Raw genomic sequence first — 12,030 nt, 5'->3', positions numbered from 1 at the left:
TGCACACTCGCTTCAACCCACTACATTCGATAAGTCTCGAACGCCTCGATGGGCACCGCCCTGAGAATCACCTCGGGACCTTGCCGCAGAATATCCTTGGAGATCTCTCCCGCCAGCATCGAGTGCGTCGGGCTCGATAGCGACTGACGCAGCAGGCCGAGCATCTTCGGCCCTGCCACCAGCACCAAGCGATCGAACTCATTGCGCGCACGATCGGTCTCGATCTTCCGTGCCACTTCCTTGGCGAACAAGGTCAGCTCGTGTTGTACGGTGCTCTTCTCGCCCGTCACGCCATGATGGTGGCCTTCGATGCCACCGATGCCGCGACCGACTCCGTTGGTGCCGCCGAAGCGGCGGCCGGGTCGATCGGTTTCGAGGTCAATATCTCTTTTGCCGCCCCTTTCATTGTGCAGCGAGCCGCGCTCGGTCAACGGTGACTTGGGGGTCACGGCATCGTAAAAGCTCGCCTGACGTTCATCGGCAACGACAATGCGTACATTCATGGCAGCTCCCTTGGAACATGTGGACAGCAAAAAGCCTCCTCTGCCCACCGACAGAGGAGGCTGCGAAAAAGAATAAACCGCGGATGCGCTCGTCATTGCAGCCCGACTATTGCACGTCGGAAGCCACCCGCGATCGATTGTCGGAAAAGACCATTTCGACGCGTCGGTTGCGCTGACGACCCTCCGCGTTATCGTTGCTGGCGACCGGCATGGACTTGCCCTTGCCCACGGCCGTGATCTGATTCGCGGCCACGCCCCGCTCCATCAGCGCCGTCTGTACGGCTGCTGCGCGACGCTCGGACAGGGCCTGGTTCATCTCATCGGAGCCCACGCTATCGGTGTGGCCTTCGATCACTACCTTGCGGTCCGGCGCTTCCATCAATACCGAGGCGAGCCGATCTATGGTGTTATAAGCACCGGGCTTCAGCGTCGCTTTACCCGTATCGAACAGCACATCGCCCAACGTGAGCACCATGCCTCGCTCGGTCTTCTTGGCGCGCATGTCGGAGAGCTCCTGCTCCAGCGAGTTGGCGCGCTGCTCCGCCCGCTTTGCTTCGGCTGCGCGCGCGTCCGCCAACACCTGCGTACGCTCGGCATTGCCCTTTTGAATTTCATCCTGTGCCTGTGCAGTCAGGATCTTCTCGTTGGCAATCTGCGCGTTGCGCGATGCCACCTGCGCCTGGAATTCAATGTCGCCCACATTGGCGCCCTGATCGGCCAGCTTATTGGCCTCATTCAGCGCCTTGCGCGCATCAGAAACATTGGTGGCTGCAACGCCCGCGCGCGGTGAGGCTTCCACTTGCGGCACGACCGCCCGCGCCACCTCCAAGTCCTCGACGCGCGGCGGGGTTGAGCTACACGCAGTGAGCAAACCAGCAACGGCAGCAATCGACAACAAATAGTATGAACGCTTCATGATCCTTCTCCGGTGTGCTGTCACCATTACTGCTGAGGTGACGCGGTGGTCCCGCGGGCCGCTTCCTGGCGCAATTGTTGAATGCTTGCCGTCAGCTCATCGGCTGCCTTACGGGCCGACGCGCTTTGTGACTTCGACACGGCAAGCTCCGCATCGAGCTGTGTGAGCTGCGCATACCGTTCGGCCTTTTCGCCTTCTCCCTTGTTCACCGCAGCCTTGGCCTGCTCCAGATTGTCCCTGGCACGTTGCAGCTCGATAGCACCCGCTTCGGAGCGACCGACCGACTGCTGTGCCTGTTGATACGATTGCTCGCTACGGGCAACGCGTTCCTTGGTGACCTGGGAAACACTGCTACAGCCCACGAGCACGCCGGCTGCAAGCACACCCAAGATTGGCAGCCCAGCCCGGAAATTCGCGGTTCTCATAGTGCCTCCACGTGGCCTGCATTTGGATTTCAGTGGTCCGAAAACGCGCCATTCGTCAGCGCGGTTCCGGGCACGACAACAGTGCTTCGTTCGCGTCGCGTTGTGCACAGGCACCAACGTTCTTGCAGTTCGCAGGCAGACGCCCGACACTGCCCGCATCCGAAGCGGAGCGATGCATGTATTCAGCGGCTTGGACTTCAGCCCATGGGGTGTTTTTGCGCTTGGTTCTGGCGGCAACGCTGGTGACCGTCGCCGCCTGCGGCCGGCCGGTAGATGAACCACCCACAGGTCACTATCGCGCCACGCTGCAATTGCCTGGCGGCGAAGCACCTTTCGGTTTGCAAATCAGTGCCGAGAACGACCGCTTCGTTTTGTACCTAGAGAATGCAACCGAACGCACCCGCGTCGACAATGTAACGATCGCGGACGGCGAGCTGACCGCTGTGTTCCCAGGTTATGAAAACTCCTTGCAGGCGCGCATGTATCGTGACCGTCTGGAAGGAAACGTCACGCTCATCAAGGATCGCAGCAAGGAGCAAGTGATTCCTTTCCGTGCACAGCTGCAGGACAAAAGCGCTGCGGCGTATCGTTTTTATAAACAACCGCTCACCGACAACGCCGACCTCGCCGGCCGTTGGGCAATGACGTTGACCAGCGATGGCAAGAGCAGCCCGGCGGTCGCTCTGTTCGAGCAGCAACACGATCGAATCACCGGCACGGTCATGACACCGACCGGAGATCACCGTTTCCTCGAAGGGCAGGTGCACGGCGATGAAGCACAGCTTGCCACGTTCGCCGGCGGGCTGGCTTATCTGTACAAGGTGAAAGTGAACCCGCAGGGCGAGCTGGAGGGCGAGATGTGGCAGGGCCTGGCGTCGCACTCGACGGTAACGGCCCGACGCGACGAGAACGCGACGCTCGAAGGCCAGGGACCGAGCACGGAGCTCAAGGATGCAACCTCGCGCTTCGACTTCACCTTCCGGGATCTGGACGGCAACGAGGTCTCACTGCACGACGAGAAGTTCCGGAACAAAGTCGTCGTCGTGACCCTGGGCGGCAGCTGGTGCCCGAATTGTCACGACGAGGCCGTGTTCCTGGTGCCCTTCTATGAGGAATATCAATCCAAGGGCGTGGAGATCGTCGCACTGATGTTCGAGCGCCATGGCGAGTTCGAGCGCGCCGCGCAGGCAGTGCGAGGCTACCGCAAGGATCTGGGAATCAAATTCACGACATTGATCGCCGGTGTCTCCGACACTGACGAAGCCAGCAAGGCACTGCCTACGCTCACCGGCATCTACGGCTACCCGACGACCATCGTCGTAGATCGCGCCGGTACAGTGCGCGACATTCACGTGGGCTTTTCCGGCCCCGCCACCGGCCGGCACTACGAAGAGTACGTCGCAGAGTTTCGCAGCCTCATCGATACCCTGCTGGCCGAGTCTCCAGCGGCAGCCTCGGACTAGCCGCGATCCCGGACGGCAAGGTGCCCTTCGGCAACGACAGAACGTGATATTTTTACCTCCATGGAAGGACAAGGCGAAGCAGCGGCAGATGTCATCACTGGCGGCGTGATCGCGCGGGCCGTCGAGCCAGCTGCGGGTGAAACGAAAGCCCACGAACACGGCCAGTGCCGTAACTGTGGTGCTGCCGTCAGCGGCGCCTACTGCTCCAACTGCGGCCAGCCCGCCCACCTGCATCGCAGCCTGGTCTCGCTAGGCCATGACATCCTGCACGGTGTCTTTCATTTCGAAGGCAAGATCTGGCGCACCATTCCGGAGCTGCTGTTTCATCCGGGGCGCCTGACGCGCCGGTACATCGACGGCGAGCGCGCCAAGTTCGTCTCGCCCATGGCGCTGTATCTGTTCATCGTGTTTTTGATGTTCGCGGTGATCCCGTTCACCGGGCCCCTGATCGATACCGACGACACGGACCCGCTGGGCGTCGGCGAGCAGTTCAAGGAGAACGTCGAGGGCAACATCGAACGACTCGACGGACAAATCGAGGCCGCCCGTGAACGACTCGCGGAAACACAGCCGAGCGCTCCGGAACGCAAGCGACTCGAGGATCACATCGCAGCCTTGATGGCGACGCGCGAAGCCAATCAAGCCATGATCAGAGGCGACTGGAAGGACATCGTCAAGTTCGCGCAGGAGCAGGAGGCGCGGGCCAGGGCCAGCGATGCGGCTGCTTCCGAGTCGGCCGACGCCGAGAGCCGACTGCGAAGCGCGGTCAAGCACGCCAGCGACAATCCCGCACTGGTGGCGTACAAGCTCAAAACCACCGGCTACAAGTTTTCCTGGGCGCTCATTCCGTTGAGCGTGCCGTTCATGTGGTTGTTGTTCTTCTGGCGCAGAGACATTCACGCCTACGACCACGCCATTTTCATCACGTACTCGATCAGCTTCATGATGCTGTTCGCCGTCATCGTGACCTTGCTGAATGACGTGGGCGTGAGTGCCTGGATCTGGGGCACGGCGATCGCCATCGTGCCCCCTTTGCATCTCTACAAGCACTTACGCGGCACCTATGGGATCTCCCGCTTCGGCACGTGGGTGCGACTGTTCATGCTGACCATCATGATCAGCTTCGTCCTGACCATGTTCGGCGTGATCCTGGCCGCGATCGGCACGTCGGGCTAAACGCCGCNNTTCGCGAAAATACTCGGCGTTGAGCTGCCAGGTATTGCCTGCGTCCTCCGAAAACTCGCCGCGCCAGGTGAAGCTGTCGGCGGCGATATCGGTGAACGTCCAACGTCGCGGCTGACCGCTCGCGTTCGCGCCGATCTGCACCACGTCCGATCCGACCTTGCGTGCGTCGAGCTGCACTCTCGCGCCCTTCACAGGATCGATCCATGTGATGCGCCATACTTTCTCGACCGGGTCATACACACGGAACGTCGTGCCACAGGCCCGATTTGCGCCGGCGATCGGCAACTTGCCATCGAGCGGCCAGCTCCATACGTCTTGAATCGCACGACCTTCCAATGCACGCGTGAAGGTCACAACCATGGTGACGGGCGTCCCTTTGCCCGGTTCCGGATACTCGGTGCCAGTGATGTTCCAATCGCCGAGAAATGGCGCGTAAAGGTCCATGTCCGCGGGAATGGACGCATGCCTCGCGGTCGCGACGAGCGCTGGCACGAAGCCCGATTGTGGTGTTGATGACGATGCCGCGCCGCTGCCCGCGAGACTACCGGCAGCGGCCAGCAGCGATGGAAATATGAACGAACGTGCGACGGACACGGCTGCGCTCCTAATCGATCCAGTGGGAGCACCAACCTACTGCGGGCCTCACGAGTGCGCTGTTCGATTCTTAAGGAGTTGCGACTGATGGCGCGACGGCGCGACGCCATACATCTTCGTGAACGCGGCACTGAATTGGCTGTGACTGGAAAATCCGAGATCGAGCGCCAGGCTGGCAAGATCTTTCGCCTCGGGCAAACGATGTAACGCGAGTGCCAGACGCAGCTGAGTCTGATACCGATACAGCGGCACCCCTTCGCCGTCGCTGAATGTTTGTGTCAAATGCACGGGCGACGCGCCGACGTGATTGGCGATCTCACCCAACGACCAGCGTCGATACGGCTGGCTATGCAAAGCTTGTTTGGCTCGATCGATCAGCCGACGCGACGCCGCCGTGCTGCGCTGAGCGCGCCGCGACTCACACGCCAACTCCTCCGCGAACAGCGCATTATGAGATGAGTGGCGCAGCTTCGAGATCTGCAGCTGCAACGCCGGCGGGATTCGTCGTTGGGCTGCGGCGAAACTCACCACGCCCGAGCGCGTGCGCACGGCGCCTTCAGCCAGGTCTTCCAGCACTTCATCGGTGACCTCTAGCGATACACAGGCATCACCCTCATCGGCCAGATGGTCGATCCGGTACTCTTCGGCAACATTGAAGAACACTGCCTGATTCACATCGGCATGCGCGACGCGCGCACCGACACGACGGACGAAACTGCCACGGTAGGGAATGACGATATGGGTGACGGAATCGCATTCAGCGACGCCTCCGTGCCGACCGCGGCAAGCAAAGCACTGCACGTCCCGAATGCGGACCAGCGGGCTTTCCAGCAGGGTTCGTGACAACAGGGCCGGCATGACGGCAGTATAACGACATGACACTACGAGCAGGCATCATCGGGTTCGGCGTTGCGGGTCGGTATTTTCATGCGCCGCTGCTGCGCGCCGCGGGTTTTTCGATTCCGGCGGTTGTGACCAGCAAGCCCGCGCCGGCGCAGGAATATCTGGGCGATGTCGATGTACTCGCCACGGCCGAGGAATTGCTCGCGCGCAAGGACATCGACATGGTCGTGATTGCCTCGCCGAGTCCATTGCACGTGGCGCATGCGGCCGCCGCGCTGCGCGCCGGCAAACATGTCGTCGTGGACAAGCCACTCGCCCCCACTACTGCGGAAGTCAGTGAGCTCGAGCACCTGGCAACGCAATCCCAGCGCAAGCTGTCGGTCTTCCAGAACCGGCGTTGGGATAGCGATTTCCTGACAATCAGGAAACTCATCGAGCAAGGCCGCCTGGGCAAGATCAATTCCTTTCACGCGCGCTGGGATCGTTTCCGGCCGCAGGTCAGCGACCGCTGGCGCGATCGCGACGAGCCTGGCAACGGCATCCTCTATGACCTGGGCACGCATTTGATCGATCAAACGCTGCTGCTGTTCGGTCAGCCCGAGTGGCTGTACGCCAACGTTTTCAGTCAGCGCGAGAACAGCGTGACTGCCGATGGCTTCGAGATCCTGCTCGGCCTGGGCTCGTTGCGCATCACGATCGGCACCTGTTTGCTGTGTGCTGACGGCGGTTATCGATATCGCGTCAACGGTTCGCAGGCGTCCTTCCTGAAAGCGGGCCTGGATCAACAGGAGGCGCAGCTGCGCGCCGGCGTCGAGCCCGACGAACACCTGTTTGGCACCGAGCCTGCCGAGCAATGGGGCACGCTGGTGCAAGGCGAAACCGGCCAGCGTGAAATCATTACGCCCGAGACCGGCCGCTGGGTTTCTTTCTACGAGGCCATGCGCGAGGCCATCGAACAGGACAAACCGGTCCCCGTGTCAGCCGCGCAGGCCTATGACACAATCCGCATCGTCGAGGCCGCGCTCACCAGCAGCGCCATGGGTTGCCGCATCGACCTGCAGCCCGCCGCGCCTCTCGTCAGCCGCTGAAGAATTGCCATGCCATCGTTCGATATCGTTTCCGAGCTCGATGCCCACGAAGTGACCAATGCCGTCGACCAGGCCAATCGCGAAGTCGGCACGCGTTTCGACTTCAAGGGCAGCGATGCCAGGTTCGAGCTGAAGGACCTGGTCATCACCTTGCACGCCAAGGCGGAATTCCAGCTCAAGCAGATGCTGGATATGCTGATGCTCAAGCTCTCCAAGCGCGGCATCGACGTTGCTTGCACCAAGGTCGATGACCCGGTGGTGCTCGGCCAAACGGCGCATCAGGTCGTCACCTTGCGCGAGGGCATCGAAAGCGAGCTGGGCAAGAAGCTGCAGCGGCTGATCAAGGACTCGAAGCTGAAGGTACAGGCCGCGATTCAGGACAAGCAGGTGCGCGTCACCGGCAAAAGCCGCGACGATCTGCAGGAGGTGATTCGACTGGCCCGTAACGCCAAGCTCGACATGCCGCTGCAGTTCAAGAATTTCCGGGACTAGATCGATCGGGATACGACTGCCAGTCCTTGGCGACGATCAAGCGCGCGCCGCGCCCGAACGTCATATAGGACCAGGCCCATTGCACCAGCACCGACAAGCGGTTGCGGAAGCCGCTCAGTCGATAGATGTGCACCAACAACCAGAACCACCACGCCGGCACGCCGGTCAGCTTCCAGCCGCGAAATTCGCTGATGGCGCGGCTGCGGCCAATGGTTGCCATCTGCCCTAGATCCACATACTCGAATGGCGGGCGCGCACTCGGCGCGCCACTGCGAACCTCTTTCCTGATCGCATTCGCCGCGTAGATGCCTTCCTGCATGGCCACGAGCGCGACACCCGGCAGAGGTTGTCCATTCGAGCCGGCGCGACTCGACATGTCGCCAAGGACAAAGATCTCGGGATGACCTTCGATGGTGAGATCCGGCTTGGTGATCACGCGCCCCGCCTGATCGACCGGCACGCCCAGCGAGCGACCGATATCGGAGGCGCGAACACCCGCGGCCCAAAGCACAGTTGCGGCGGCAATCTTGTCATTGCCAATGACCACGCCTTCGTCAGTCACATCCGTGACGCGCGCGCAGGTCCAGACTTGCACGCCCAGCGATTCGAGGTCTCGCATCGCGCGTGCGGCGAGTTTGTCGTCGAAGCTGGTGAGGATTCTCGGACCGGCTTCGACCAGGATCACGCGCGTCTGACGCGGATCGATGCTGCGAAAGTCGTGATTCAGCGTGAAGCGACTCATCTCACCGATCGCGCCGGCGAGCTCGACGCCCGTCGGGCCGCCGCCAATCACGACGAATGTGAGATGGCGGCGCCGCTCGTCGGGATGCGTTTCGCGCTCTGCGATCTCGAACGCCTCCAGCACGCGGCGGCGAATCTCGGTGGCTTGCGGCAACGTCTTGAGCCCGGGTGCGTGCGCTTCCCACTCTTCATGCCCGAAGTACGCGTGCTGCGCGCCGCAGCCGAGCAGCAGGTAATCGTACGGAACGTCGCCAACATCGGTGAGGACTTTGCGATTCGAGGTATCGACGCTGTGCGCAGTCGCCTTCAGGACGCGAATGTTTCGATATTTTGCGAGCAAACTGCGGATGGGAACGGCGATGTCGGCCGGACTGAGCGCGGCCATTGCGACTTGATACAGCAGCGGCTGAAACAGGTGATGATTCTCGCGATCGATCACCGTAACGGCGATGCCAGCGACGTTCCCCAGGCGTTTCGCGGCATTCAGGCCGGCGAAACCGGCGCCCACGATGACGACCCGTTGCTCGCTCATCTATCCGGAAGCCTCACCAATATCCAATGCGCCCTGGCGCGGCTCGATATAGCCGTCCGCCCACTCGATGATGGGGGCGACCCGGGGCGAAACCAATCGCATCGCTTGCGCCCGATCGACCCAACGAAACTCATTGTGCTCGGCGCGGCCCAGCGCTTCGATCACGGGCAACGTCACTTCGACGGTGCGGGTTTGGGCGAGATAATAGCGGGCGACCTTGCCGCGGCTATACGGATTGGTCTGGGTGTAGACCTCACCCCACGCGAAGTCCAGATCCTCGATCAGGGTCTCTTCGCGCACTTCGCGGATTGCGGCGGCCAGCGGCTCCTCGCCGGGCTCGACCATGCCCTTGGGGAAGTCCCAGTGGGTGTAGGCCCGCAATAAGAGGTAAAGCCAGCCCTCGTGAGTCTCACGAATCACAACCACGCCGGCGGACAATCTCGTGGGGCGGGGGGACATGGCGGCAGTATAGCCGCCAGTCCGGATTCTCACACGCTTGCAGCGGCCGCCGCTGACGCGTGATATTCCAGGACGCCCGCGACGGCGTGGATCACCGACGCGATGCGCACCGCGCTCTGGACCTGCTCGCGGCTGATGCCGCCTTCACGCAGCTTCTTCTCGTGCGAGGTGATGCACATACCGCAACCATTGACGGCCGAGACCGCCAGCGACAGCAACTCGAAGTCGAGCTTGTCGATGCCCGGGTTGCCGATGATGTTCATGCGCAAGCGCGCCGGCATGGTCGAATACTCGCCATCTTCCACCAGGTGGAGGAAGCGGTAATAGATGTTGTTCATGCCCATGATGGCCGCTGCGGCTCGCGCACCGTTGACATACGCGTCGTCGAGGTGCGGCCTGGCCCACGCCTCGATGGCGAGCGTGAGGTGCGGGTTGCGGGCGGCAATCGCCGTCGACAGGGCGACAGCGGCAATCTGCTTCTCGCTCAGGCCAGGAGCGCCCGTGGGAGCGAGCACGCTGCCGATATTGAGCTTCAGATCGCGCGCGTAATCCGGCAGCTGATCGCGGATCGTTTCGAGAGACATTGAGAACCTCCGTCGGTGGGAACACCGGCGCGGATCGCTCCGCGCCGGCGTGACTCATCAAGAATCGCTGCGAATTTCGCGCTTGGGCTCAGGCAGCCTTCAGCGTGTCTTCGCCCTTCTTCCAGTTGCAGGGGCACAGCTCGTCGGTCTGCAGAGCATCGAGGACGCGCAGGACTTCCTGCGGGTTACGGCCCACGCTCAGGTCGGTGACGTACGCGAAGCGGATCACGCCCTGCGGATCGACGATGTACGTCGCACGCTGAGCAACACCGGCCTCCGCATCGAGCACACCGAGCGCCGAGGTCAACTCGCGCTTGATGTCCGAGAGCATCGGGAACGGCAGATCGCGCAGCTCTTCCTTGTCCTTGCGCCAGGCGAGGTGCACGAACTCGGAATCGGTGCTCACGCCGTAGACCACGGCGTCACGGTCCGCGAACTCCTTGTTGAGCTTGCCGAACGCGGCAATCTCGGTCGGGCAGACGAAGGTGAAGTCCTTCGGCCAGAAGAACACGATCTTCCACTTGCCATTGTTGCTGTTCGAATCGAACGGCTGGAACGCATTGCTCAGATCGTTCGACACCACGCCGGTCAGCGAGAACTGCGGGAACTTTTGTCCGACACCTAACATGAAATACTCCTCCATCAACAAAATGTAGCGCTGGCTTTAAGCTGGGCGCGGTTGGAATTACGTGCCATAGCGAGCCCTTTCACCAAGAGCCCGTATGGCGACGGATGCAATTATGCGGGCGGAACCCGCAATCGCCAATCGATTGTTTGGCGAATTTTGATAGACTCTGCCTATGAGCCTATTTTACTCAATTTTCGTGACGATTGGGGTGACCCGCCCATGAATCTGCGCGACCTGCGTTACTTCGTGGCGCTCGCCGACACCAAGCACTTCGGTAAAGCCGCCGAGCGCTCCTTCGTCAGCCAGCCGACGCTGTCGGCGCAGCTGAAGAAGCTGGAAAACTACCTCGGCGTGCAATTGATCGAGCGACAGCCGCGCCGGGTCACACTGACCGAGACCGGCGCGAAGATCCTGCCGCTGGCTCGCCGCATCCTGCAGGAGAGCGACGAGATCATCTCGCTGGCCCGCAACGAACATGACCCCTTATCCGGCAAACTCAAGCTTGGCCTGATCCCGACCATCGGTCCCTACCTGTTGCCGCTGGTGGCGCGCCGGCTGCGCAAGCAGTTGCCGCAGCTGAAGCTGATGCTGTACGAGTATCAGACTCAGCAATTGCTGGAAAAATTACGCGATGGCGAGATCGAGGTTGCGATCCTGGCGCTGCCCGTCCCCATGGATGGACTGGAAGCGCGCGAGCTGTATCAAGAGGACTTCAACGTCGCCGTGCCCAACAATCATCCGCTGGCGAAGAAGTCGCACATCAAGCTCGACGATTTGACCGGCGAGACCTTGCTGCTGCTCGAGGACGGTCATTGCCTGCGCGACCAGGCACTGGATGTGTGCAGTCGCATCGATGTGAAAGAGAACGAGGACTATCGCGCCACCAGCCTGGAAACATTGCGGCAGATGGTGGCCGCCGGCCTCGGGATCACACTGCTGCCGGACCTGGCGACGCGCGGACCTTTCGGTTCGGGGCAAGGACTCGCGGTCAAAGAGTTCGTCAAACCTATTCCCACTCGCACTGTCGGTGCGATCTGGCGCAAGAGCACTTCTCGCATTGAAGCGATCAACGCCATGTGCGAAGTGATCAAGACGACGATGACCGAATGATCGTGGAGTGAACACATGACTTGCGTGTTACGAAATCTGTTGGCCGCCGCTCTGGTGCTGATCGCCGGCGGTTGCGGCCAGGCGGGCGCACCGGTGAGCGTGCAGGATGCGTGGGCCAATGCCACGCCGCAGGGCGCTACGGTCGCGGCCGTGTATCTGAAGATCACGACCCAGCAGGCGGACACGCTGCTGTCCGCGACCACGAGTGTGGCCGATCACGTCGAAATGCACACCAACAGCGAACATGACGGCATGATGCAGATGCGGCAGCTGTCGAACGTACCGCTCGAGGCGGGCAAGCAGTTCACCTTCGCACCGGGCGGCGCGCACTTCATGCTGATGGACTTGCACCAGCCGCTGACGGCGGGTCTGCACTTCCCCATGACGCTGGAGTTCCAGCATGCGCCGGCGCAGACGATTCAAGTGCAGGTGGTTGAACTCGGCAGTCGCTAAGGGCGTTTAGCTAC

At 61.7% G+C, this 12,030-nt stretch carries 14 protein-coding genes; 6 read left to right on the top strand and 8 right to left on the bottom strand.

Annotated features, from left to right (window positions below):
* Positions 1-20 precede the first annotated feature (20 nt).
* From D0550_RS02510 to D0550_RS02500, 3 genes are all read right to left on the bottom strand, one after another.
* Positions 21-503, bottom strand: a complete 483-nt coding sequence (locus D0550_RS02510) for a host attachment protein (RefSeq protein WP_161965601.1) — start codon at positions 501-503, stop codon at positions 21-23.
* Positions 504-609: 106 nt separating this feature from the next.
* Positions 610-1,419 (bottom strand): OmpA family protein, encoded by an 810-nt coding sequence (locus tag D0550_RS02505; RefSeq protein WP_161965600.1) that lies wholly within the window; start codon positions 1,417-1,419, stop codon positions 610-612.
* Positions 1,420-1,445: 26 nt separating this feature from the next.
* Positions 1,446-1,844 carry a DUF4398 domain-containing protein gene (locus tag D0550_RS02500; protein ID WP_161965599.1) on the bottom strand — a complete coding sequence of 133 codons (399 nt, stop codon included), beginning with the start codon at positions 1,842-1,844 and terminating at the stop codon, positions 1,446-1,448.
* Positions 1,845-2,020: 176 nt separating this feature from the next.
* Between D0550_RS02500 and D0550_RS02495 the strand changes: the two genes are divergently transcribed.
* Positions 2,021-3,307 (top strand): peroxiredoxin family protein, encoded by a 1,287-nt coding sequence (locus D0550_RS02495; RefSeq protein ID WP_116807527.1) that lies wholly within the window; start codon positions 2,021-2,023, stop codon positions 3,305-3,307.
* A gap of 60 nt (positions 3,308-3,367) precedes the next feature.
* On the top strand, positions 3,368-4,483 hold the full coding sequence (locus D0550_RS02490; RefSeq protein ID WP_116807526.1) for a DUF3667 domain-containing protein: 1,116 nt from the start codon (positions 3,368-3,370) through the stop codon (positions 4,481-4,483).
* Between the two features lie 651 nt (positions 4,484-5,134).
* Here the strand turns inward: D0550_RS02490 and D0550_RS02485 are convergent.
* Positions 5,135-5,944, bottom strand: coding sequence for a helix-turn-helix transcriptional regulator (locus D0550_RS02485; RefSeq protein WP_116807525.1), 810 nt, complete (start codon positions 5,942-5,944; stop codon positions 5,135-5,137).
* 17 nt (positions 5,945-5,961) lie between these two features.
* On the opposite strand from D0550_RS02485, the gene D0550_RS02480 reads away from it, so the two are divergent.
* The gene (locus tag D0550_RS02480) at positions 5,962-7,017 is read left to right on the top strand and encodes a Gfo/Idh/MocA family oxidoreductase (protein ID WP_116807524.1); all 1,056 of its coding nucleotides are present in this window, start codon (positions 5,962-5,964) and stop codon (positions 7,015-7,017) included.
* A 9-nt stretch (positions 7,018-7,026) separates the two neighbouring features.
* Positions 7,027-7,509 (top strand): YajQ family cyclic di-GMP-binding protein, encoded by a 483-nt coding sequence (locus D0550_RS02475; protein ID WP_116807523.1) that lies wholly within the window; start codon positions 7,027-7,029, stop codon positions 7,507-7,509.
* On the opposite strand, the gene D0550_RS02470 is transcribed toward D0550_RS02475, so the two are convergent.
* The 4 genes from D0550_RS02470 to D0550_RS02455 all read right to left on the bottom strand — a co-directional run bounded on the left by D0550_RS02470 (position 7,490) and on the right by D0550_RS02455 (position 10,453).
* Entirely contained in the window at positions 7,490-8,782 is a 1,293-nt protein-coding gene (locus D0550_RS02470; RefSeq protein ID WP_116807522.1) for an NAD(P)/FAD-dependent oxidoreductase, read from the bottom strand. The genes D0550_RS02475 and D0550_RS02470 overlap by 20 nt on opposite strands.
* Entirely contained in the window at positions 8,783-9,241 is a 459-nt protein-coding gene (locus D0550_RS02465; RefSeq protein ID WP_116807521.1) for an NUDIX domain-containing protein, read from the bottom strand. It abuts the gene before it with no gap.
* Positions 9,242-9,270: 29 nt separating this feature from the next.
* Positions 9,271-9,825, bottom strand: coding sequence for an alkylhydroperoxidase, AhpD family (gene ahpD, locus D0550_RS02460; RefSeq protein ID WP_116807520.1), 555 nt, complete (start codon positions 9,823-9,825; stop codon positions 9,271-9,273).
* Between the two features lie 88 nt (positions 9,826-9,913).
* Positions 9,914-10,453, bottom strand: a complete 540-nt coding sequence (locus D0550_RS02455) for a peroxiredoxin (RefSeq protein WP_116807743.1) — start codon at positions 10,451-10,453, stop codon at positions 9,914-9,916.
* 219 nt (positions 10,454-10,672) lie between these two features.
* Between D0550_RS02455 and D0550_RS02450 the strand changes: the two genes are divergently transcribed.
* Both D0550_RS02450 and D0550_RS02445 read left to right on the top strand, forming a co-directional pair.
* A complete protein-coding gene (locus D0550_RS02450) occupies positions 10,673-11,563 on the top strand; it encodes a LysR substrate-binding domain-containing protein (RefSeq protein WP_116807519.1) in 891 nt (296 codons plus the stop codon).
* A gap of 15 nt (positions 11,564-11,578) precedes the next feature.
* Positions 11,579-12,016, top strand: a complete 438-nt coding sequence (locus D0550_RS02445; protein WP_116807518.1) for a copper chaperone PCu(A)C — start codon at positions 11,579-11,581, stop codon at positions 12,014-12,016.
* The last annotated feature ends 14 nt before the right edge of the window (positions 12,017-12,030 follow it).

It is taken from the genome of Steroidobacter cummioxidans, assembly GCF_003104955.1.
The sequence above is the reverse complement of the archived record's forward strand: the minus strand, read 5'-3'. Positions and strand labels throughout refer to the sequence as shown.

Excerpts from the sequence above, each read along its gene's own strand:
- D0550_RS02510 (WP_161965601.1), bottom strand. The coding sequence starts at position 503 with ATGAATGTACGCATTGTCGTTGCCGATGAACGTCAGGCGAGCTTTTAC.
- D0550_RS02505 (WP_161965600.1), bottom strand. The coding sequence starts at position 1,419 with ATGAAGCGTTCATACTATTTGTTGTCGATTGCTGCCGTTGCTGGTTTG.
- D0550_RS02500 (WP_161965599.1), bottom strand. The coding sequence starts at position 1,844 with ATGAGAACCGCGAATTTCCGGGCTGGGCTGCCAATCTTGGGTGTGCTT.
- D0550_RS02495 (WP_116807527.1), top strand. The coding sequence starts at position 2,021 with ATGTATTCAGCGGCTTGGACTTCAGCCCATGGGGTGTTTTTGCGCTTG.
- D0550_RS02490 (WP_116807526.1), top strand. The coding sequence starts at position 3,368 with ATGGAAGGACAAGGCGAAGCAGCGGCAGATGTCATCACTGGCGGCGTG.
- D0550_RS02485 (WP_116807525.1), bottom strand. The coding sequence starts at position 5,944 with ATGCCGGCCCTGTTGTCACGAACCCTGCTGGAAAGCCCGCTGGTCCGC.
- D0550_RS02480 (WP_116807524.1), top strand. The coding sequence starts at position 5,962 with ATGACACTACGAGCAGGCATCATCGGGTTCGGCGTTGCGGGTCGGTAT.
- D0550_RS02475 (WP_116807523.1), top strand. The coding sequence starts at position 7,027 with ATGCCATCGTTCGATATCGTTTCCGAGCTCGATGCCCACGAAGTGACC.
- D0550_RS02470 (WP_116807522.1), bottom strand. The coding sequence starts at position 8,782 with ATGAGCGAGCAACGGGTCGTCATCGTGGGCGCCGGTTTCGCCGGCCTG.
- D0550_RS02465 (WP_116807521.1), bottom strand. The coding sequence starts at position 9,241 with ATGTCCCCCCGCCCCACGAGATTGTCCGCCGGCGTGGTTGTGATTCGT.
- ahpD (WP_116807520.1), bottom strand. The coding sequence starts at position 9,825 with ATGTCTCTCGAAACGATCCGCGATCAGCTGCCGGATTACGCGCGCGAT.
- D0550_RS02455 (WP_116807743.1), bottom strand. The coding sequence starts at position 10,453 with ATGTTAGGTGTCGGACAAAAGTTCCCGCAGTTCTCGCTGACCGGCGTG.
- D0550_RS02450 (WP_116807519.1), top strand. The coding sequence starts at position 10,673 with ATGAATCTGCGCGACCTGCGTTACTTCGTGGCGCTCGCCGACACCAAG.
- D0550_RS02445 (WP_116807518.1), top strand. The coding sequence starts at position 11,579 with ATGACTTGCGTGTTACGAAATCTGTTGGCCGCCGCTCTGGTGCTGATC.